Genomic DNA, 19,643 nt, shown 5'->3' with positions numbered 1-19,643 from the left:
TATGGCGGCTGATATAACGACAACATACGCATGGAAGCGGACAGGAGGTGGCGGGAATGGCTTTTGAAGGGTTGTCTAGCCGGCTGCAGAACGTATTCGGCAAGCTGCGGGGCAAAGGCAAGGTAACGGAAGACGATGTGAACGAAGCCATGCGCGAGGTCAGGCTCGCACTGCTGGAAGCCGACGTCAACTTCAAGGTCGTCAAGGAATTCATCGCCAAGGTGAAGGAGCGCGCCCTCGGCCAGGAGCTGCAGAAAAGCTTCACGCCGGGCATGGTCATCATCGACATCGTCAACAAGGAATTGACGGAGCTGATGGGCGGCACGCAGAGCAAGCTGGCCAAGGCGAACCGTCCTCCGACGGTCATCATGATGGCGGGCCTGCAGGGCGCCGGCAAAACGACCACTTCCGGCAAGCTTGCCCTCATGCTGAAGAAATCCAACCACAAGCCGCTGCTCGTGGCGGGCGACATCTACCGCCCGGCGGCGATCAAGCAGCTGCAGGTCGTGGGCGGAGGCATCGGCGTGCCGGTGTTCACCATGGGCGACCAGACCTCTCCGGTCGAGATCGCCCGCCAGGGCGTCGAGCACGCCAAGGAGAACGGCCTGGACTATGTCATCATCGATACGGCCGGCCGCCTTCACATCGACGAGGCGCTCATGGAAGAGCTGAAGCAGATCCATGAAGTGACCAAGCCCGATGAAGTGCTGCTCGTCGTGGATGCGATGACCGGCCAGGAAGCGGTCAACGTCGCCCAGAGCTTCCATGACCAGCTGGCGCTCACCGGCGTCGTGCTGACGAAGCTCGACGGCGATACCCGCGGCGGAGCGGCCCTCTCGGTCAAGGCCGTCACGGGCTGCCCGATCAAGTTCGCCGCGACCGGCGAGAAGATCGAGCCGCTGGAGCCGTTCCATCCGGAACGGATGGCTTCCCGGATTCTCGGCATGGGCGACATGCTCTCCCTCATTGAGAAGGCGCAGTCCAGCATCGACGCCGACAAGGCTGCCGAGATGGAGCGCAAGATGCGCAACGCCGAGTTCACCTTCGAGGATTTCCTGGAGCAGATGGAGCAGGTCCGCAGCATGGGCCCGCTGGATCAGATCATGGATATGCTGCCCGGCATGAACAAGATGAAGGGCATGAAGGATCTCAAAGTGGACGACAAGCAGGTCGGCCGTGTCGAAGCGATCGTGAAGTCGATGACGACAGAAGAGAAGCGCAAGCCCGAGCTTCTCAACCACAGCCGCCGCAAGCGGATCGCCGCAGGCAGCGGCACCTCGGTGGCGGAAGTCAACCGGCTGATCAAGCAGTTCGACGACATGCGCAAGATGATGAAGCAATTCTCCTCCATGATGGGTCCGAAAGGCCCCAAAGGCGGCATGAAAGGCCTCAAAGGCTTGCTCGGCAAAAACATGAAGTTCCCGTTCGGCTGATCTTCAGCCTGCGATAACGTCCGGGAAGCGATTCCTTTTCAGGGAACGCCGAAGACGTCTTATTCTTTCAAGGAGGTGAAGTATAATGGCAGTACGTATCCGTCTCAAACGCATTGGTGCCCACAAAGCCCCGTTCTACCGTCTGGTAGTTTCTGATTCCCGTTCGCCGCGTGACGGCCGTTTCATCGAAGAAATCGGCACTTATAACCCGGTTGCACAACCGGCTCAAGTGAACATCGACGAAGAAAAAGCCCTCAAATGGCTGCAAACCGGAGCTCAAGCATCCGACACCGTCCGCAACCTGCTTTCCAAAGCAGGCGTGCTCAAGAAATTCCACGAGCAGAAACTTCAAAAGTAAGGATTTTCCCCGAAAAGGGATTTCCCGAATATAAGCTCGGAAAAGGGTTAGGATGAATATCCTAGCCCTTTTGCTTCCGAAATTAATTCTTGACGGCGCCAGGAGCGAACGCCGTGATCATTCGCACAGGCGTCATTAACCAAGGAGGAACTGAGCATGGCGGAGCAGTGGTTTACAGTCGGCGAGATCGTGAATACGCAAGGCATCCGCGGCGAGCTTAAGGTCGTGCCGCATACGGACTTTGCCGATCAGCGCTTTGCCCCTGGAAGCAGGCTTTCCCTGCAGAAGGAAGGCACTCCCGGCGGCGTTCAGGTTGAGGTTCAAAGCTCCAGATCGCATAAGAACGTGTACATCGTCAAGCTGAAAGGCTACGAAAACATCAACGAGGTCGAAAAGTTCAAGGGATATCTGATGAAGGTGTCCGATTCCCAGCGCGAGCCGCTTGCAAAGGGCGAATTCTACTACACGGACATCATCGGCTCCGAAGTCGTCACGGAAGAGGGAGAAAGCCTCGGACTTGTGACCGAGATTCTCCGTCCCGGCGCCAATGATGTCTGGGCGGTGGAGCTGAAGGACGGCAAGGAGCTGCTGCTTCCTTACATCGACGACGTCGTGCTTGACGTGAATGTGCGTGCGAAGCGAGTAACGGTACGGCTCATGGAAGGATTGATGTAAGGAGATGCGCATCGACGTTTTGACGCTGTTTCCGGAAATGTTCGACGGCGTGTTCGGAGCGAGCATACTCGGCAAGGCCAGGGACAAAGGCATCGTTTCGCTGCAGGCAGTCAACTTTCGGAATTATGCCAACAACAAGCACAATACCGTCGATGACTATCCTTACGGCGGAGGCGGCGGCATGGTGCTGAAGGCCGAGCCGGTGTTCTCGGCGGTCGAGGATCTGCTCGGGGGCTCCAGCGGCGGCGCTGTCGAGTCTCAGGCGGCGGAGAGCAAACCTCCGCGCATTATTCTGATGTGTCCGCAAGGGGAGCCGTTCAGCCAGCGCAAGGCGGAAGAGCTCGCGCGCGAGGAACGCTTGATTTTCATTTGCGGCCATTACGAGGGCTACGACGAGCGCATCCGCGAGCATCTCGTGACCGACGAGCTGTCGATCGGCGACTATGTGCTGACCGGAGGCGAGCTGCCGGCGATGGTCATGATCGACAGCGTCGTCCGGCTGCTGCCAGGCGTGCTCGGCAACGAATCGTCCGCCGTTACGGACTCCTACAGCACCGGACTGCTTGAATACCCCCACTATACACGTCCGGCGAGCTTCCGCGGCTGGGATGTTCCCGAGGTGCTGATCTCGGGACATCACCGCAACATCGACGCCTGGAGGCGCGAGCAATCGCTGCAGAGGACGCTCCAACGCAGGCCTGATCTGCTGGAGACGGCGGAGCTGACCGAAAAAGAGCGGAAATGGCTGCGCGAGCGAAAGTCCCAGGCTGCGGATCCGGAATCTTTTTCCTGAAAGACAGCTCGATTCATGAAGATGAGGTTGTTTTCCGGGCTTGGATATGGTATGATTTGAAATGTTGTTTTAATGACTCGGACGGTCCTCTATCGGCCATGATCCGGCTCACAAGGCGAGCCGGTTAGCTTATATGAACGTCTATGGTGGAAGGAGTGACTAAACTCATGAATCTTTTACAAACGATTGCTCAAGAGCAGCTTCGTACGGACATCCCTAGCTTCCGTCCAGGCGACACGCTTAAGGTGTACGTAAAGGTTATCGAGGGTTCCCGTGAGCGGGTTCAGCTGTTCGAGGGCGTTGTCATCAAACGTCGCGGCGGCGGAATCAGCGAGACGTTCACCGTCCGCAAAATTTCTTACGGCGTTGGCGTGGAGCGTACGTTCCCGATCAACTCGCCTAAGATTGACCGCATCGAAGTTACCCGTCGCGGCAAAGTTCGTCGCGCGAAACTGTACTACCTGCGCGAACTGCGCGGCAAAGCGGCCCGTATCAAGGAAATCCGCCGCTAAGAATGGAACGTCAAGAGGGGCTTGCCGCAAACAAGCCCCTTTTCGTTATTTTAAGGCATTATTTCTGAAGGCCTCTGCGCCTCGGTAATTCCTCTTATAAAACCAATACCCTATTCGTGTGACGAAAGAAGGCTGAACTGCAGATGGCTGAAGAGCAGTTTCCAGAAGAGCAGAATGCGGCAACTCGCGGCGGCAAAGCCCGCAAGGAAGTGTTTGAATGGGTCAAGGCGCTGGCGATCGCGGCCATTCTCGTATGGCTGATCCGCTGGTTCCTCTTCGCTCCGTTCGCTGTCGACGGACCTTCCATGCAGCCTAACTTCCATACGGGTGAACGGCTGATCGTCAACAAGATCATCTTCGACATCAGGCAGCCGCATCGCGGTGAAGTGGTCGTATTCCATGTTCCCCAGGAGGGAAGGGATTTCATCAAGCGCGTCATCGCGCTCCCGGGCGACAAGGTCAAGGTCGAGGGCGACGACGTCTTCGTCAACGATGTCAAGCAGGACGAGCCTTACCTGAAGCAAGCCATTGAAGAAGCGAACAAAAAAGGCGAGCTGTGGAACCAGACCGGACCGAACTTCCCCAACGAGAACGTAACCGAAGGAACGGTTCCTGCGGACTCCTTCCTGGCGATGGGCGACAACCGCAGCAACAGCGAGGACAGCCGCAGAATCGGCTACATTCCTTACAAGCAGCTGATCGGACGCGCGGACGTCATTTTCTGGCCGCCTTCCGACATGAAGATCATCAAACACGGTTAACCTAAAGGAAGCTCAGCTTCCAAGGTTCCGACGATAGAGCAAATGAGGTGCTGGCATGACGATTCAGTGGTTCCCCGGACATATGACGCGGGCAAGAAGACAGATCGAAGACAAGCTCAAGCTGATTGACATCGCGATCGAACTGCTCGACGCCCGCGTTCCCATGTCCAGCCGCAACCCTATGGTCGACGACATCCTGAGGGGCAAACCACGTCTCATCCTGCTGAACAAGGCAGACCTGGCCGACTCCCGCGAAACGGAGCGGTGGATGCAATACTTTGCTTCCAAAGGGTATGTGAGCCTGGCCGTCGATTCCTCGACGGGTTCCAGGGTGAATGAGATTCCCGTCAAGGTGAGGGAAATCCTTCACGAAAAAATCCAGCGCATGCTGGACCGGGGCATGAACCCGCGCGCCATGCGGGCGCTGATTGTCGGCATTCCCAACGTCGGCAAGTCCACCTTGACCAACCGTCTGGCCGGCAGGCACATCGCCGCCACCGGAGACCGTCCCGGCGTGACCAAGGGACAGCAATGGATCAAGGTCGGCTCGGAGATGGAGCTGCTTGATACACCGGGCATCCTGTGGCCGAAGTTCGAGGATCAGCTGGTCGGCTACAAGCTTGCCATGACCGGCGCGATCAAGGAGCAGGTGCTCAATATCGAAGACGTGGCGTACTTTGCCGTCCGCGTGCTCGCAGAGAGATACTGGCCCGAGATGCAGGATCGATTCGGTCTGGAAGAACAGCCTGAGAATTTCGATGACAACATGCAGATCGTCGCGGTCATGGAGCAGATCGGCCGCAACCGCGGCTGCCTGCTCAGCGGCGGCCGCATCGATCTGGAAAAGGTATCCGGAATTATCCTGCGGGAGCTCCGTGCCGGCAAGCTCGGCCGCCTCACGCTGGAAGCAGCGCCTCCGGCAAAGCCATGAAGCCGCGCCGTCAAGCGCATCAGCCGAATCCGGAAGCTTCCCCTTCCTTATGGGAAGAAGGATCGGAGACCGGTGAATCCGCTGCTGCCGGCATGAGCGAGCCGAAGGATCTGCTCTCTTATGAGCGGCCGCTCTGGGAATCGGGAGCCGAGCATGTTTGCGGCGTGGACGAGGTCGGGCGGGGCTGCCTGTTCGGCGATGTCGTCGCTGCGGCGGTCATCCTGCCGCGAGGGCTTGTGCTCGACGGAGTCGACGATTCCAAGAAGCTCTCGGAGAAGAAGCGCGAGATGCTCTACGATGTCATCCTCGATTCGGCAGTTGCCTGGGCTGTCGCGAGAATCGACTCCGAGACGATCGACCGCATCAACATCCGCCAGGCTTCGCGTCTGGCTATGAAGCAGGCGGTGGAGTCGCTCGGCGTACGGCCTTCCCATCTGCTGGTCGATGCGGAGACCGTCGATATGGACTTTCCGCAGACAGCCATTATTCACGGCGATGCGGTGAGCCAGAGCATCGGGGCGGCATCCATACTGGCCAAGGTGACACGCGACCGTCTTTGCAAGGAGATATGGGATCTGCATTATCCGGCTTACGGGATTGCCGTACATAAAGGTTATGCGACCAAGCATCACCGCTCCATGCTGCTTCAGCACGGGCCAAGCCCTCTCCACCGGCGTTCCTTCCTCGGCAAGATTTTGCCGGAGGATCAGCTTGCGCTTTTTTAGACCGATTCGACCCTTGCGGGAACGCAAGGGTTTTTTGATTTTTCGAGCTGTCGGATCGACTTCCTATTTGCCGGTAACGCCAGATAAGGATTTATCTCGCGAAGGAGCAGGAATTCGCCTCTTTCAGACCGGATTCGTTCGTCCGGGCAAACACGGACAAAGGGGAAATGTTCTGGGATATCAACTTTTTTGCGCTGCTTTGAATGACGTCGGGTTCCCGAAGCTCGGACGGTCCTGCATCAGCAGCTCGCATGCCTGATTCAAGGAGGTGGACTCCTTTTATTAAATGGCAGCCTAACAGTCGAGAATGGCAGCTCTGCGTCCTGATGCCGACGCAGATTGGAAATGAACGGGCCGATGGCATGCTTGGCTTGAAACAGGAACAGAACAAATGTTCCCGATCGAAAACCATTATGTTTTACCGCGTAAATGTCGATAAAGGACTACAGAGAAAATAGGACATAAGCGAGCGGAGGCCGTAACGACGATGAATATCGGAAGTCTCATCAAACTGATCGGGGACGTGCAGCCTGCGGCCAGCCGCACGCTGGAGCTGCGCCCCGGCCAGACGGTCCGGGCTCAGGTCGTGGAGCTGATGGGGGACAATGAAGCGCTTTTGCAGATCGGCGGCACGCAGCTCGTCGCCAAGTTGGAGACGCCATTGAAGCAAGGACAGACGGCTGTCCTGCAGGTGCAGTCGGAAACGGCTGAAGGCAAGCTGGTTTTGAAACGGCAGGAGCCGGGCAAAACGGCCTCTGAACCGACCGATGAAGTGTGGAAGTCGCTCGGACTTAAGTTCGGTGCAGGCGGCAAAGAACAGGCCGGTCAAGCTCTTGTGCGCGAATTGAAGGCGATGGGCGTCGCGATAGACGGCGCGACTGCCGGCGCGCTGGCTGAAGCGGCCGAATTCATGCCGGAAGGCGAGAATCCGCAGCAATGGCTGAAAGCAGCCGCGGTCGCCATTCAGCGGGGATTGCCGATGACGGAGGCGACGGTGTCGTCGCTGCGGCAAATTCAATCCGGCCCGCCTGTGCACGAGCTTTTGGAACAATTGTCATCGGCATTAAAGGCAATGACCGAACATGCATCCGGAGACGATAGGGCGGCCAAGCTCAACGCCGCCCGCTTGCTGGAGCTGCTTGACGGCGGCGGGAGCTGGCCGGGTGCCAATGAACTAGCCAAGCAGCCGGCGGATAGAGGCAGCATGAAATCCAACCTTCCTGCTGATTTGAAAGTCGCTTTGTCCCCGGACGTGAAAACGGCTCAGGAACAAACGGCGGACAACGCAGATACAAGGCCGGTAAAGCTTGCCGCGGGAGATCAACAAGGTGTGCATGCACAGGGCAAAGAGCTCATTCAAGCCGCAAAGACGGCGAATGTTGAAGGGAAGCTGCTCCAAGCAGACGGAGCAGGTCCACATGCGGTACAGCTTAAGGGAACCGCTGCTGCCGATTCGGCTTTGATGGAGAATGAAACCGAGCCGGCCGAACCAGCCGGGAACTGGGCGCGCAAAATGCTGGATTGGCTTGGAGCCGGCCATGAGAATCAGGTGCGGAACCAGCTGTCGGCGGAGCGTGCTGCCGGAAGCGCGGTCCGTATGCCGCAGGACGGAAGCATGGATGTACAGGCAGAACTCATGGAGCGCGGCGGTGCCCTTGCTTCCCATAGCTCAGCTGCCATGACATCGACCGCTTCAGGAGCAGAGCCGTCGATCCCAGCGGATATCGTGAACAAGGGGGCAGCAGGCGGAGGAAAGGAAATCCCGACTTCGTCTCCAGAGGCCAAGCAGGCGCCGTCTGCGCCTGGTGCGCTGGATGACATGGATAGCCCGGAGAAACCAGGCGGTCCGAAGGCAGCTCCATCGATGAACGCCAGCACAGCCGCGGAGCCAGCCGGAGCCAAAGCGAACGAGCCGAAACCGAGCGCGCAAGGCGCGAAGGAAAGCGAACGGACTGCTGCCTTAAGAGATGTTTCCCTGGCGAATGGCAAGCCTGCAGCCGAAGGAGCGGCGAGACCGCTTGCCGGACCCGCTCATGGAGAAACCGGCCTGCCGGCCTTGGCGCCCGGCGTCAAGGAGGCGGCGGTGCCGGAAACGGCGACAATCAAGTCCGCGCTGCTCACGCTGCTGCAGTCGGGGGACTTGCCACCGGCGGCAAAGGACTCGGCCCAGCAGCTGCTGCAGCATATTACAGGACAGCAGCTCATGCTGTCGCCGGAGCGCAGCGGAACGTTTTTCTCGCAGCTCACGGTGCAGATTCCTATTCAAACGGCTACCGGCGGACAGACTGCTTCCGTGCATGTACAGTCGAGACGGAATGCAAAGGGCGGATTGGACGCATCCAACTGCCGTCTCCTTTTCGACCTGAGAATGGATGTCATCGGGGACACGGTCGTTGACGTGGCTGTCGCGGACAAAGTCGTCAGCCTGACGGTGTTCAACGGCCATCCTGCCGTTCCGCTGCTGGCCGATGCCGGCAAGACGGCATTGGCCGAGCTGCTTCAAGCTTCGGGCTATCGTCTTCTCGGCATGAAAGTCGTTCATCCGGAAGAGCGCAAGGCTGCAGAGAAGAAGATGAATGTCCCCGATGCGGCGCTTGCAGCGGCAGAGCCGTACAAGGGAGTTGATCTGAGGGTATGAGCGAGGATGAGCGCAAATATGGAAGCGCGGATGCGGACGAGCCCGTTCAAGCGAAGAAAAAGGCTGTCGCGCTCAAGTACGATCCGCTGAAAGACGGAGCCCCGGTCGTCGTAGCGAAGGGAACCGGACATTTGGCCGACGAGATTCTGCAGCGGGCTCGAGAGAGCGGAGTGCCGGTGCAGGAAGACCGCTCGCTCGTAGAGGTTCTGTCCAAGCTGGATCTGGACCAGCAGATTCCTCCGGAGCTGTACGGCCTGGTCGCCGAGATTCTCAGCTTTTTATATCGGGCTGACCGCGAGGCGGGGGACAGCGCATGAAGAACAAGCCCGGAAACGCCGATCCGGACAAGTCTCGAAAGGCGGGCACGCGCATCGGAGCTGCCAGGAGCCTCTCTGGAAGGATCGGCGAGGATGCAGCCGCCCAATGGATGGAAGCCGGCGGCTTCAGGCTGTTGGAGCGCAATTGGCGCTGCCGCGAGGGAGAGCTGGATATTATCGCCGTTGAAGGCGGCTCCCTCGTCGTGACGGAAGTCCGTTCGCTGCGGCAGGGCAGCCGGTTCGGAACCGCGCTGGAGTCGATCGACGCCCGCAAGCAGCATAAGGTGCGCAAAATCGCCCGCCAGTATTTGAGTCAAAAGGGGTGGCAGGAGAAGACGGTCCGCTTCGATGCGGCTGCCGTTACGCTTGATTCTGCCGGCATAAGGCCGATTGAGGTCGCTTATGTACGAAATGCCTTCTGAGTTGATCTTGCTTTCATTCTGAACGAAAAAAAGGCCGATCCTGGCATCAGGATCGGCCTTGCGGTTTCAAGGCTCCTCGGACTTGCCTTGCGGTTTCAAGGCTCCTCGGACTTGCCTTGCGGTTTCAAGGTTAATCAACTTGGCTTGCTCTTTCAAGACCATTGCCCTGCTATTCCGGGACCTTAAAATGCGTTTAGATCATTCCCGCCATCACGATATCATAGTCATCGGCCAGGTCGCTGAGGTCATTCTCGCTTATGCGGCTTCGGCCCGCTTCGATGAAAAGGCTATGTACAGAATGGTCCTCTCCGACAACGACTTTGCCTTGCATGCCCGGCAGCTGGTCGGCCGTAATGTCGATGAAGAGGCCCTCATGCTCCAGCCAGGCATGGCTGGAGCCGCTGCCGTCGGATGCGGCCACATAGTCGCAATCGATCCCGTGTTCGTTCAACAAGTAGATGCCGAGCAGCAGCGACGCGTCGCTCGATGCGCCTTTGGGATAGTCGTTGCTTCCCAGCCGCGGGCTTTTGAACTCATGCCTCCGGACAGAATCCAGGGCGGAGCGGAAGCGGCGGCTGCTGGTATGAATCGTTTCCATATTGATGATGATACCCATCCCCTCCAATATGAATTGATTATACCTGTTCCTATGGAAGCGTGCCAATGGATGGAGAGTCCTCATAGCTCCAGCCTGCGGTATTGAATCGCTTCGGCGACATGAGCGGTTTGGATTTGCAAGGAGCCTTCCACGTCGGCGATCGTGCGGGCTAGCTTCAGGATCCGCTCATGGGCGCGCAAGCTGATTCCAAGCCGGTCGTAGGCTTGCTGAAGCAGCCGTGCCCCTTCGGCTTGCAGCGGAGCCGCATGCTTCAGCGCTTTGCCTGCTAGATCGCCGTTCCACGCTACGCCCGTCTCCTGCTCTCTGTCTTTCTGGCGCTTGACGGCGCCAGTTATCAAACTCTTCATGTCGGCGGTGCTCATGCCGGGCTGCATGGCATCGGCATGCTGCGGCCGAGGCACCTCCACGAGCAGGTCGATCCGGTCGAGCAGCGGTCCCGAAATCCGCGAGCGGTAGCGGGCAATCTGCACCGGAGAACAGATGCAGCCGCGCTGCCCCGGAACGTCGGAGCCATGCTGTCCGCACGGACAGGGATTCATCGAGGCAGCCAGCTGAAAATGAGCCGGGAAGCGGAACACCGCTCTCGCTCTGGCTATGGTCACTTCCCGATCCTCGAGCGGCTGGCGCAGCACCTCGAGCACGGAGCGGGGGAACTCCGGCAGCTCGTCGAGAAAGAGAACGCCTCGATGGGCGAGCGTCGCCTCTCCGGGACGGGGGATGGAGCCGCCGCCGATAAGGCCGCCGGTGGAAATCGTATGATGCGGAGTGCGGAATGGACGCTCCGAGACGAGGGAGCCTGAGGCCGCAAGCTTGCCGGAGACGCTGAAGATTTTGGTCACTTCAAGCGCTTCCTCCTCGCTCATGGGAGGGAGAATGCCGGGCAGCCGGCGGATGAGCATCGTCTTGCCCGTTCCGGGCGGTCCGCTCAGCAGCAGGTTGTGCCTGCCGGCGGCGGCGATCATCAGCGCTCGCTTGGCATGATGCTGACCGAATACGTCGGCATAGTCCGGAGCTGCTGCTCCTTCGCCGCTGGAGCCAGGTTCGCAAGCCGTCGGGTTTCCGGCTGAAGGATGCCAAGCAAGCCGCTCCCAGCCATCGCCGCTCCCTCCGCAGAGCGCCAAAGAAGACAGGTCGGCCGCCGCAAAGATGTCCATGCCGCCTACAAGCGCGGCTTCGAGGGCGTTGTCCGGAGGCAGCAGCACGCGCCGCAAGCCGCGTGTCCGCGCTTCCTCGACCATGGGAAGCACGCCGGGCACGGGGCGCAGCCCGCCGTTGAGGGCGAGCTCGCCGATGACGAGCATGCCGTCGAAGGCATCGGCATCCATCTGCCCGCTGGCCGTCAGGATGGCAGCCGCGATAGCCAGATCGAAGGCGGTTCCTTCCTTGCGCAGATCGGCGGGCGCGAGGTTCACCGTCACTCGTTCCAGCGGGAATTTGAAGCCGGAATTCCGCATGGCGGCGCGGACGCGTTCCACCGATTCGCGGACGGATGGATCGGGAAGGCCGACCAGATTCACTTGAGGCAGTCCGCTGGACAGATCGACCTCCACGGTAATGCTTTTGCCGTCGACGCCGAGCACGCTCGCGCTTATGCATTTGCTGTAGGGCATGACAAAGAAACACCTCCCGAAATAAGACGGCGAAGGTGCTTCCTCACATTCCATCTGTAAACAAACTTGTTAGCTACAGGATAGGCATGCCGGCGGAATTTGTCAACATTTGGATTCATTGCCGCAAAGAGCGGCAAAATCAAAAAATATTTTACATGATAAAGATTATTTTGCAGGAAGGCTTGCTTCGATTGTGTTATAATGACAGATGTTTGTTTGATAGTTTCCCAGCTGTTCCACCTGAGTCAGAGGATTGGAGGATGTCGTGAATGAATATTCATGAGTATCAAGGCAAAGAAGTCTTGAAACAATACGGGGTAGCCGTACCTGAAGGCAAAGTGGCCTTCACGGTAGACGAGGCTGTCGAAGCCGCCAAGGAACTTGGCACTTCCGTCGTAGTTGTCAAGGCACAGATCCATGCGGGCGGCCGCGGCAAGGCAGGCGGCGTCAAGGTTGCGAAAAACCTGGACGAGGTCCGCGCATACGCGTCCGAGATTCTCGGCAAGACGCTCGTTACCCACCAGACCGGTCCGGAAGGCAAGGAAGTCAAGCGCCTCTTGATCGAGCAAGGCTGCGACATCAAGAAAGAATATTATGTCGGCGTCGTTGTCGACCGCGCTACGGGCCGCGTCGTCATGATGGCATCCGAAGAGGGCGGCACGGAGATTGAAGAAGTCGCCGAGCACTCCCCGGAGAAAATCATCAAGGAAGTCATCGATCCGGCTGTAGGCCTGCTGCCTTTCCAGGCGCAACGCCTCGCTTATGCAATCAATATCCCGAAGGAACTGGTCCGGAAGGCGGTTCAGTTCATGACAGCGCTTTATACCGCTTTCGTGGACAAGGACTGCTCCATCGCCGAGATCAACCCGCTCGTCGTTACGGGTGACGGCAACGTCATGGCCCTCGACGCCAAGCTGAACTTCGATTCCAACGCCCTGTTCCGCCACATGGACATCCTGGCGCTGCGCGACCTCGAAGAGGAAGACGCGAAAGAAATCGAAGCTTCCAAATACGACCTGAGCTACATCGCTCTGGACGGCAACATCGGCTGCATGGTCAACGGCGCAGGCCTTGCCATGGCGACGATGGACATCATCAAGCACTACGGCGGCGACCCTGCGAACTTCCTGGACGTAGGCGGCGGCGCGACGAAGGAGAAAGTAACGGAAGCCTTCAAAATCCTGCTTTCCGACGCCAACGTCAAAGGCATCTTCGTCAATATCTTTGGCGGCATCATGCGCTGCGACGTCATCGCCGAAGGCGTTGTCGCGGCTGCGCGCGAGCTCGGTCTGGAGCGTCCGCTTGTCGTACGCCTGGAAGGTACGAACGTAGAGCTCGGCAAGAAGATTCTGAACGAATCGGGCCTGAATCTGGTCGCGGCGGACAGCATGTCCGACGGCGCTCAAAAAATCGTTGCGCTCGTAAAATAATGCCCTTGGGGCTGCAGATACGAATTCTGTTAGGGGATGTGAATTTGCGATGAGCATTTTGATCAACAAAGACACCAAAGTGATCACCCAGGGCATTACCGGCCAAACCGGTCTGTTCCATACGAAGGGCGCTCTTGAATACGGCACCCAGATGGTTGGCGGGGTAACTCCTGGCAAAGGCGGCACGACCGTCGACATCACGCTTGAAAACGGCGAGACGAAATCGCTGCCGGTCTACAATTCGGTTCGCGAAGCGGTTGCCGACACGGGCGCGACGGTATCCGTCATCTACGTGCCGCCGGCATTCGCGGCCGACTCCATCCTGGAGGCGGTAGAAGCGGAGCTGGATCTCGTCATCTGCATCACGGAAGGCATTCCGGTTCTGGACATGGTGCGCGTGAAGCGTTACATGGAAGGCAAGAAAACCCGCCTGATCGGACCTAACTGCCCAGGCGTCATTACGCCGGACGAGATCAAAATCGGCATCATGCCTGGATATATCCACAGAAAAGGCCATGTAGGCGTCGTTTCCCGTTCGGGGACGCTGACTTACGAAGCGGTTCATCAGCTGACGACCCGCGGCATCGGCCAATCGACGGCTGTAGGCATCGGCGGCGACCCGGTCAAAGGATCCGAGTTCATCGACATCCTGAACCTGTTCAATGAAGATCCGGACACCTATGCGGTCATCATGATCGGCGAGATCGGCGGCACGGCTGAGGAAGAAGCGGCCGAGTGGGTCAAAGCCAACATGAAGAAGCCGGTAGTCGGCTTCATCGGCGGCGCTACGGCTCCTCCGGGAAAACGCATGGGCCATGCAGGCGCCATCATTTCCGGCGGCAAAGGAACGGCTGCGGAAAAAATCGCGACGCTGGAAGCTTGCGGCATCAAGGTTGCTCCGACTCCGTCCGACATGGGTTCGACTCTCGTCGGCGTTCTGGAAGAGCAAGGCCTTCTGGAGAAATGCAAAACCCACTGAATCCAATCAAACTAGTTAGCTGAAGGCAGGCAGCCTTCTTCGACCCGTCAGGGGTTGGGGAAGGCTGCCTTTTGTTTTGCCGGCCCGGCTGCGCTTGCAATCTCCATTCTTGTGCCCCACAATAGGAAGGAGCGCGGAGCCGGCCGATCCTTATCGCGAGAGGACGAATCCGCCAGATGGTGACTTGGCTCCCTAATCATGACAACGAACAGGTTATCCGAATATTCATCGTAACGCTGAGCGAGACTCCAGGCATCGGCTGGGCGTCGGTCAACAAGGTTCTGATGTCCGGCATGAGCTTGAAGGAGACGATAACGGCCGACAAGCTGATCCGGCTTGGCATCAGGGCGCAGCCGGCCGAGGAATTTTGCCGGCGCTGGACCGGAAATATCAAGCCGGCTTGGGAAGACGCCCTGGCCGGCCAAGGAGGCTGGAGGCTGACGCCGCTCGATTCGGAATATCCGGAGCTGCTGAGACAGACCCCGCAGCCGCCATGGGTGTTGTACGGAATCGGAGATCGACGTCTGCTGAGCACTCCTTGCCTATCGGTTGTCGGCACCCGCAACCCGAGCGTCTACGGCAGGCAGGCCGCTTCAGCGCTTGCCGGAGGAATCGCGCGGCAGGGCTTTACCGTCGTCAGCGGCATGGCCAAGGGCATTGACGGCATCGTCCATCAGGCCGCCCTTGATGCCGGCTGCGGCACGATCGCCGTCCTGGGGACGCCGGTCGATACGGCATATCCGCCGGAGAACCGGCCGCTGTACAGACGGATCGCCCGCGACGGCCTGCTGCTCTCGGAATACCCGATCGGAACTCCGGTTCATCCCGGCATGTTCCCGCAGCGCAACCGCATCATTGCCGGACTGAGTCTCGGAACCGTCGTTGTGGAGGCCGCTTCGCGGAGCGGTTCCCTGATTACGGCGGAGCAGGCGCTCGAGATGAACCGGGATGTATTCGCGGTTCCGGGCCCGCTCGGCTCGACACGCAGCGAGGGCTGCAACGAGCTCATCCGCTGCGGTTATGCCCGTCTGCTCAGCGATGCGCGCCAGATCGGCGAGGAATATCCGGACAGCTGCAGACGCATGCCCGAACCGGAGCGGGACGGCGCCGCGTTGACGGCTGAAGAGGAGGCGGTTCTCCGCCTCCTGCAGGATGGACCGCGATCTGCAGACGGGTTGCTGGAAGCCTTGAACATGCCTTTTGGACTTTTGCAGGCAGTTCTGATAAATTTATCTTTAAAACATAAGATTGAACAGCAAAGCGGTTCCATATATATGGCATTGTAATTACAGCTGTGAAAGGAGGACGCCAGAATGGCCGATTCACTTGTCATTGTCGAATCACCGGCAAAAGCAAAGACGATTGGCAAATATTTGGGAAGCAAATTCATTGTGAAAGCCTCCATGGGCCACATCCGCGATTTGCCGAAAAGCCAGATCGGCGTCGAAGTCGAGAACGATTTCAACCCCAAATATATTACGATTCGCGGCAAAGGCTCCGTCCTCAAGGAACTCAAGGACGCGAGCAAAAAAGTCAAAAAAGTTTATCTGGCGGCTGACCCCGATCGCGAAGGGGAAGCGATCGCCTGGCATTTGGCGCATTATCTGGACATCAGCGAGACGGACACCTGCCGCGTCGTTTTCAACGAGATTACGAAGCAGGCCGTCAAGGACGCCTTCAAGACTCCGCGCAAAATCGATATGGATCTGGTCAACGCGCAGCAGGCGCGCCGTATTCTCGACCGTCTCGTCGGCTACAAGATCAGCCCCCTATTATGGAAGAAAGTCAAAAAAGGACTTTCCGCAGGCCGCGTCCAATCGGTAGCGGTGAAGCTGATCATCGACCGGGAGCATGAGATCGATGCCTTCATTCCCGAAGAGTACTGGTCGATTACAGCGGGCCTCGCCAAGGGCAAATCCGAATTCGAAGCGAAGTTCCACAGCCTTGCCGGCGAAAAAGGAGAGCTGCGGAGCGAAGCAGAAATGCAGCGCGTTCTGGATGCCATCGGCAGCAAGTCCTTCACGGTAGCCGAAGTGAAAGAGAAGGAGCGCCAGCGCAATCCGGCTCCGCCGTTCATTACAAGCTCGCTCCAGCAGGAAGCCGCGCGCAAGCTGAACTTCCGCGCCTCCAAGACGATGAGCGTCGCCCAGCAGCTGTACGAGGGCGTCGATCTCGGCAAGGAAGGCACAGCGGGTCTTATCACGTATATGAGAACCGATTCGACCCGGATTTCCCCGATAGCCCAAGAGGAAGCCAAGGAATATATCACATCGAAATACGGCGCGGAGTATTATCCCGAGCAGCCCAGGGTTTATCTCAAAAAGAACAGCAATGCGCAGGATGCGCATGAAGCGATCCGCCCGACTTCGATGGCCTGGGAGCCGGATGCGGTCAAAGAGTTTTTGAGCCGGGATCAGTATCGCCTGTACAAGCTTGTCTGGGAGCGCTTCGTTGCCAGCCAGATGAGCTCGGCCGTGCTGGATACGATGACGGTGGATCTCGCTGCAGGAGAAGTCGTCTTCCGGGCGGCGGGCTCCAAGGTGAAATTCCCGGGATTCATGAAGGTGTACGTCGAAGGCAACGACGATGGCACGACGGAAGAGGACAAATTCCTCCCCGCACTGTCGGTCGGAGACGCGGTGAAGACGGATTCCATGGTTCCCAAGCAGCATTTCACGCAGCCGCCTCCCCGCTACACGGAAGCGCGTCTCGTAAAAACGCTGGAAGAGCTCGGCATCGGCCGTCCGTCCACCTACGCTCCGACGCTGGAGACGATCCAGAAGCGCGGTTACGTCGCGATCGAAGAGAAGAAATTCATGCCGACCGAGCTTGGCGACCTCGTCATCCAGCTCATGGAAGAGTTCTTCCCCGAAATTCTGGATGCGGAGTTCACCGCCCATATGGAAGGCGACCTTGACCATGTCGAGGAAGGCAAGGAGGACTGGGTCAAGGTGCTCGCCCAGTTCTACGATTCCTTCGAGAAGCGTCTGGAAGTAGCCGAGGAAGAGATGAAGGAAGTCGAGCTCCAAGACGAGGTTTCGGATGAAACCTGCGAGAAATGCGGCATGCCGATGGTCTACAAAATGGGCCGCTTCGGCAAATTCCTGGCCTGCTCGGGATTCCCGGACTGCCGGAATACGAAGCCGATCGTCAAAAGCATCGGAGTCGTGTGCCCGAAATGCGAGAAAGGCCACATCATTGAACGCCGCAGCAAAAAAGGAAGAATCTTTTTCGGCTGCGATCAATATCCTGAATGTGACTATGTCTCCTGGGACCGGCCGTCCGGCAAGCCATGTCCCCAGTGCGACAGCATGCTCGTCGTGAAGCGGAACAAGACCGGAGCCCGTCTCCAATGCCCTTCCTGCGATTATACGGAAGAGCTTCCCGAAGACCAGGATCTCGATCAGCTGTAACCTATACCCACGTGGAAGCGGAAAGCCGTCTCGACATGCTTTCCGCTTCCCTGCGGTTATGAAGTCCTTTGAATGAAAGAAAGCGAGGAATAGCAAGTGTCCACACCACAGCACGTTACCGTCATTGGAGCCGGTCTGGCCGGCAGCGAAGCCGCCTGGCAGATCGCTTCCCAGGGAGTTCCGGTCCATCTGTACGAAATGCGTCCGGTTACCCGCACGCCTGCGCATCATACCGACAAATTCGCCGAGCTTGTATGCAGCAACAGCTTGCGCGCCAACGGCCTCACCAATGCCGTCGGCGTCTTGAAGGAAGAAATGAGAAGGCTCGGCTCTCTCGTTCTCGAATCGGCCGATCGCAATGCGGTGCCTGCCGGCGGCGCGCTAGCCGTTGACCGCGACGGATTCTCGGGAGATATTACGCAAACGCTGCGCAATCATCCTTTGATTACGGTAAGCAACGAAGAGATCACCTCGATTCCGGAGGACGGAATTACGGTCATCGCTACCGGCCCTCTGACGGCGCCAGCGCTCTCCGGAGCGATCAAGGACCTGATGGGAGAGGAGTATTTCTACTTCTACGACGCCGCCGCTCCGATTGTGGAGAAGGACTCCATCGACATGGAGAAGGTTTATCTGGCTTCGCGTTATGACAAAGGCGAAGCGGCCTACCTGAACTGCCCGATGACGGAAGAGGAATTCAACATCTTCCATGAAGCCTTGATTACCGCAGAGACGGCCGCCTTAAAGGAATTCGAGAAGGAAGTCTATTTCGAAGGCTGCATGCCGATCGAGGTCATGGCCCAGCGCGGCAAGCAGACGGTGCTGTTCGGTCCGATGAAGCCGGTCGGGCTCATCGATCCCCGTACGGGCAAGCTGCCGCATGCGGTCATCCAGCTGCGCCAGGACAACGCCGCCGGCACGCTCTACAATCTGGTCGGCTTCCAGACGCATCTGAAGTGGGGAGAGCAGAAGCGGGTATTCTCTCTCATCCCGGGGCTTGAAAATGCGGAATTCGTCCGTTACGGAGTCATGCACCGCAATACGTTCATCAACTCGCCGAAGCTGCTGGAGTCGACGTACCAGTTCAAGGGCCGCGAGAACCTCTTCTTCGCCGGCCAGATGACCGGGGTCGAGGGCTATGTGGAATCGGCCGCCTCCGGCCTGCTGGCGGGCCTCAACGCCGGACGGCTGGCCAAAGGGCTGGAGCCGCTCGTCCTGCCTGCAGAGACGGCTCTCGGCAGCATGGCGGGATATATAACGACGGCCGACTTCCGCCACTTCCAGCCGATGAACGCCAATTTCGGCCTATTCCCTCCGCTGGAGAAGCGGATCCGCAACAAGAAGGAAAAGAACGAGATGATCGCGGCAAGAGCGATCGAAGCGGTTGAATCCTTCAAGCGCGATGTTCTAGGAGCGGTTCCGTCCGTTTAGGAGCCAGACACGAAGGGAGACATGTTCATGGAAATGCAGTTCCACGCGACGACGATATGCGCCGTCCGCCATAATGGAAAAGGCGCCATAGCGGGCGACGGTCAAGTGACCTTCGGCAACAGCATGATCATGAAAGGCTCCGCCAAAAAAGTCCGGCGTCTGTACCGCGGCCAAGTAGCCGCGGGCTTTGCCGGCTCGGTTGCGGATGCAATCACCTTGTTCGAGAAGTTCGAAAGCAAGCTCGAGGAGCATCACGGGAACTTGCAGCGCGCCGCCGTCGAACTCGCCAAGGAGTGGAGATCGGACCGGGTGCTTCGCCGGCTCGAGGCGATGCTTCTCGTCATGGACACCACCGGACTGCTGCTGATTTCGGGCAACGGGGAAGTCATTGAGCCGGATGACGGCATTTTGGCCATCGGCTCCGGTGGCAGCTTCGCCCTTGCTGCCGCGAGGGCATTGAAGCGGCACGCGCCTAATCTCAGCGCCAGGGAAATGGCTCAGGCAGCACTTGAGACGGCAGCGGAGATTTGCGTATTCACCAATCACAGCATCATCGTGGAAGAAGTCTGAAGATTCCTGCCCTTAACGCGATAGCG

Annotated in this window: 19 protein-coding genes; 17 read left to right on the top strand and 2 right to left on the bottom strand. The window is 58.5% G+C overall.

The features are described from left to right. Positions 1-56 precede the first annotated feature (56 nt). The 11 genes from ffh (at position 57) to PHU01S_RS12535 (ending at position 9,565) form a co-directional block, all read left to right on the top strand. Complete coding sequence (gene ffh / locus PHU01S_RS12585) at positions 57-1,433, top strand: signal recognition particle protein (RefSeq protein WP_048748694.1); 1,377 nt, start codon at positions 57-59, stop codon at positions 1,431-1,433. Between the two features lie 85 nt (positions 1,434-1,518). Next, positions 1,519-1,791 (top strand): 30S ribosomal protein S16, encoded by a 273-nt coding sequence (gene rpsP, locus PHU01S_RS12580; RefSeq protein ID WP_048748695.1) that lies wholly within the window; start codon positions 1,519-1,521, stop codon positions 1,789-1,791. A 156-nt stretch (positions 1,792-1,947) separates the two neighbouring features. Continuing rightward, on the top strand, positions 1,948-2,466 hold the full coding sequence (rimM, locus tag PHU01S_RS12575) for a ribosome maturation factor RimM (protein WP_048748696.1): 519 nt from the start codon (positions 1,948-1,950) through the stop codon (positions 2,464-2,466). A gap of 4 nt (positions 2,467-2,470) precedes the next feature. After that, positions 2,471-3,259: a tRNA (guanosine(37)-N1)-methyltransferase TrmD gene (gene trmD, locus PHU01S_RS12570; protein ID WP_127507849.1), complete on the top strand. Its 789-nt coding sequence runs from the start codon at positions 2,471-2,473 to the stop codon at positions 3,257-3,259. Between the two features lie 167 nt (positions 3,260-3,426). Further along, positions 3,427-3,771 (top strand): 50S ribosomal protein L19, encoded by a 345-nt coding sequence (gene rplS, locus PHU01S_RS12565; protein ID WP_048746497.1) that lies wholly within the window; start codon positions 3,427-3,429, stop codon positions 3,769-3,771. Between the two features lie 143 nt (positions 3,772-3,914). Then, positions 3,915-4,532: a signal peptidase I gene (lepB, locus tag PHU01S_RS12560; protein ID WP_048746495.1), complete on the top strand. Its 618-nt coding sequence runs from the start codon at positions 3,915-3,917 to the stop codon at positions 4,530-4,532. Between the two features lie 55 nt (positions 4,533-4,587). Next, on the top strand, positions 4,588-5,463 hold the full coding sequence (gene ylqF / locus PHU01S_RS12555) for a ribosome biogenesis GTPase YlqF (RefSeq protein WP_127507846.1): 876 nt from the start codon (positions 4,588-4,590) through the stop codon (positions 5,461-5,463). A 92-nt stretch (positions 5,464-5,555) separates the two neighbouring features. Continuing rightward, complete coding sequence (gene rnhB / locus PHU01S_RS12550; protein ID WP_048746522.1) at positions 5,556-6,188, top strand: ribonuclease HII; 633 nt, start codon at positions 5,556-5,558, stop codon at positions 6,186-6,188. Positions 6,189-6,675: 487 nt separating this feature from the next. After that, positions 6,676-8,826, top strand: a complete 2,151-nt coding sequence (locus PHU01S_RS12545; RefSeq protein ID WP_127507844.1) for a TP0910 N-terminal domain-containing protein — start codon at positions 6,676-6,678, stop codon at positions 8,824-8,826. Then, the gene (locus tag PHU01S_RS12540) at positions 8,823-9,143 is read left to right on the top strand and encodes an EscU/YscU/HrcU family type III secretion system export apparatus switch protein (protein ID WP_021879137.1); all 321 of its coding nucleotides are present in this window, start codon (positions 8,823-8,825) and stop codon (positions 9,141-9,143) included. Before PHU01S_RS12545 ends, PHU01S_RS12540 begins: the two co-directional genes overlap by 4 nt. Further along, on the top strand, positions 9,140-9,565 hold the full coding sequence (locus PHU01S_RS12535) for a YraN family protein (RefSeq protein WP_021879138.1): 426 nt from the start codon (positions 9,140-9,142) through the stop codon (positions 9,563-9,565). The genes PHU01S_RS12540 and PHU01S_RS12535 overlap by 4 nt, the downstream gene beginning before the upstream one ends. A 193-nt stretch (positions 9,566-9,758) precedes the next feature. Here the strand turns inward: PHU01S_RS12535 and PHU01S_RS12530 are convergent, their stop codons facing one another. Together PHU01S_RS12530 and PHU01S_RS12525 are read right to left on the bottom strand one after the other, a co-directional pair. Continuing rightward, positions 9,759-10,181, bottom strand: a complete 423-nt coding sequence (locus PHU01S_RS12530) for a hypothetical protein (protein WP_048746492.1) — start codon at positions 10,179-10,181, stop codon at positions 9,759-9,761. A gap of 62 nt (positions 10,182-10,243) precedes the next feature. After that, complete coding sequence (locus tag PHU01S_RS12525) at positions 10,244-11,794, bottom strand: YifB family Mg chelatase-like AAA ATPase (RefSeq protein WP_127507840.1); 1,551 nt, start codon at positions 11,792-11,794, stop codon at positions 10,244-10,246. A 269-nt stretch (positions 11,795-12,063) separates the two neighbouring features. Here PHU01S_RS12525 and sucC point away from each other — a divergent pair, with 269 nt between their 5' ends. From sucC to hslV, 6 genes are all read left to right on the top strand, one after another. Then, a complete protein-coding gene (gene sucC, locus PHU01S_RS12520) occupies positions 12,064-13,224 on the top strand; it encodes an ADP-forming succinate--CoA ligase subunit beta (protein ID WP_127507838.1) in 1,161 nt (386 codons plus the stop codon). Between the two features lie 49 nt (positions 13,225-13,273). Continuing rightward, positions 13,274-14,203 (top strand): succinate--CoA ligase subunit alpha, encoded by a 930-nt coding sequence (gene sucD, locus PHU01S_RS12515; RefSeq protein WP_048746489.1) that lies wholly within the window; start codon positions 13,274-13,276, stop codon positions 14,201-14,203. 176 nt (positions 14,204-14,379) lie between these two features. After that, positions 14,380-15,489 carry a DNA-processing protein DprA gene (gene dprA / locus PHU01S_RS12510; protein ID WP_127507835.1) on the top strand — a complete coding sequence of 370 codons (1,110 nt, stop codon included), beginning with the start codon at positions 14,380-14,382 and terminating at the stop codon, positions 15,487-15,489. A 27-nt stretch (positions 15,490-15,516) separates the two neighbouring features. Next, positions 15,517-17,616, top strand: a complete 2,100-nt coding sequence (gene topA, locus PHU01S_RS12505; RefSeq protein WP_021879144.1) for a type I DNA topoisomerase — start codon at positions 15,517-15,519, stop codon at positions 17,614-17,616. A gap of 96 nt (positions 17,617-17,712) precedes the next feature. Beyond that, positions 17,713-19,047 (top strand): FADH(2)-oxidizing methylenetetrahydrofolate--tRNA-(uracil(54)-C(5))-methyltransferase TrmFO, encoded by a 1,335-nt coding sequence (trmFO, locus tag PHU01S_RS12500; protein ID WP_021879145.1) that lies wholly within the window; start codon positions 17,713-17,715, stop codon positions 19,045-19,047. 27 nt (positions 19,048-19,074) lie between these two features. After that, positions 19,075-19,617 (top strand): ATP-dependent protease subunit HslV, encoded by a 543-nt coding sequence (hslV, locus tag PHU01S_RS12495; protein WP_048746485.1) that lies wholly within the window; start codon positions 19,075-19,077, stop codon positions 19,615-19,617. The last annotated feature ends 26 nt before the right edge of the window (positions 19,618-19,643 follow it).

The organism is Paenibacillus humicus NBRC 102415, assembly GCF_004000905.1.
Taxonomy (GTDB): Bacteria; Bacillota; Bacilli; order Paenibacillales; family Paenibacillaceae; genus Paenibacillus_O; species Paenibacillus_O humicus.
Note: the sequence above shows the minus strand (reverse complement) of the source record. Positions and strands in the feature narration are given on the sequence as shown.

Bases quoted from the DNA above. Each gene is read 5' to 3' on its own strand.
- ffh (WP_048748694.1), top strand. From the start codon at position 57: ATGGCTTTTGAAGGGTTGTCTAGCCGGCTGCAGAACGTATTCGGCAAG.
- rpsP (WP_048748695.1), top strand. From the start codon at position 1,519: ATGGCAGTACGTATCCGTCTCAAACGCATTGGTGCCCACAAAGCCCCG.
- rimM (WP_048748696.1), top strand. From the start codon at position 1,948: ATGGCGGAGCAGTGGTTTACAGTCGGCGAGATCGTGAATACGCAAGGC.
- trmD (WP_127507849.1), top strand. From the start codon at position 2,471: ATGCGCATCGACGTTTTGACGCTGTTTCCGGAAATGTTCGACGGCGTG.
- rplS (WP_048746497.1), top strand. From the start codon at position 3,427: ATGAATCTTTTACAAACGATTGCTCAAGAGCAGCTTCGTACGGACATC.
- lepB (WP_048746495.1), top strand. From the start codon at position 3,915: ATGGCTGAAGAGCAGTTTCCAGAAGAGCAGAATGCGGCAACTCGCGGC.
- ylqF (WP_127507846.1), top strand. From the start codon at position 4,588: ATGACGATTCAGTGGTTCCCCGGACATATGACGCGGGCAAGAAGACAG.
- rnhB (WP_048746522.1), top strand. From the start codon at position 5,556: ATGAGCGAGCCGAAGGATCTGCTCTCTTATGAGCGGCCGCTCTGGGAA.
- PHU01S_RS12545 (WP_127507844.1), top strand. From the start codon at position 6,676: ATGAATATCGGAAGTCTCATCAAACTGATCGGGGACGTGCAGCCTGCG.
- PHU01S_RS12540 (WP_021879137.1), top strand. From the start codon at position 8,823: ATGAGCGAGGATGAGCGCAAATATGGAAGCGCGGATGCGGACGAGCCC.
- PHU01S_RS12535 (WP_021879138.1), top strand. From the start codon at position 9,140: ATGAAGAACAAGCCCGGAAACGCCGATCCGGACAAGTCTCGAAAGGCG.
- PHU01S_RS12530 (WP_048746492.1), bottom strand. From the start codon at position 10,181: ATGGGTATCATCATCAATATGGAAACGATTCATACCAGCAGCCGCCGC.
- PHU01S_RS12525 (WP_127507840.1), bottom strand. From the start codon at position 11,794: ATGCCCTACAGCAAATGCATAAGCGCGAGCGTGCTCGGCGTCGACGGC.
- sucC (WP_127507838.1), top strand. From the start codon at position 12,064: ATGAATATTCATGAGTATCAAGGCAAAGAAGTCTTGAAACAATACGGG.
- sucD (WP_048746489.1), top strand. From the start codon at position 13,274: ATGAGCATTTTGATCAACAAAGACACCAAAGTGATCACCCAGGGCATT.
- dprA (WP_127507835.1), top strand. From the start codon at position 14,380: ATGGTGACTTGGCTCCCTAATCATGACAACGAACAGGTTATCCGAATA.
- topA (WP_021879144.1), top strand. From the start codon at position 15,517: ATGGCCGATTCACTTGTCATTGTCGAATCACCGGCAAAAGCAAAGACG.
- hslV (WP_048746485.1), top strand. From the start codon at position 19,075: ATGGAAATGCAGTTCCACGCGACGACGATATGCGCCGTCCGCCATAAT.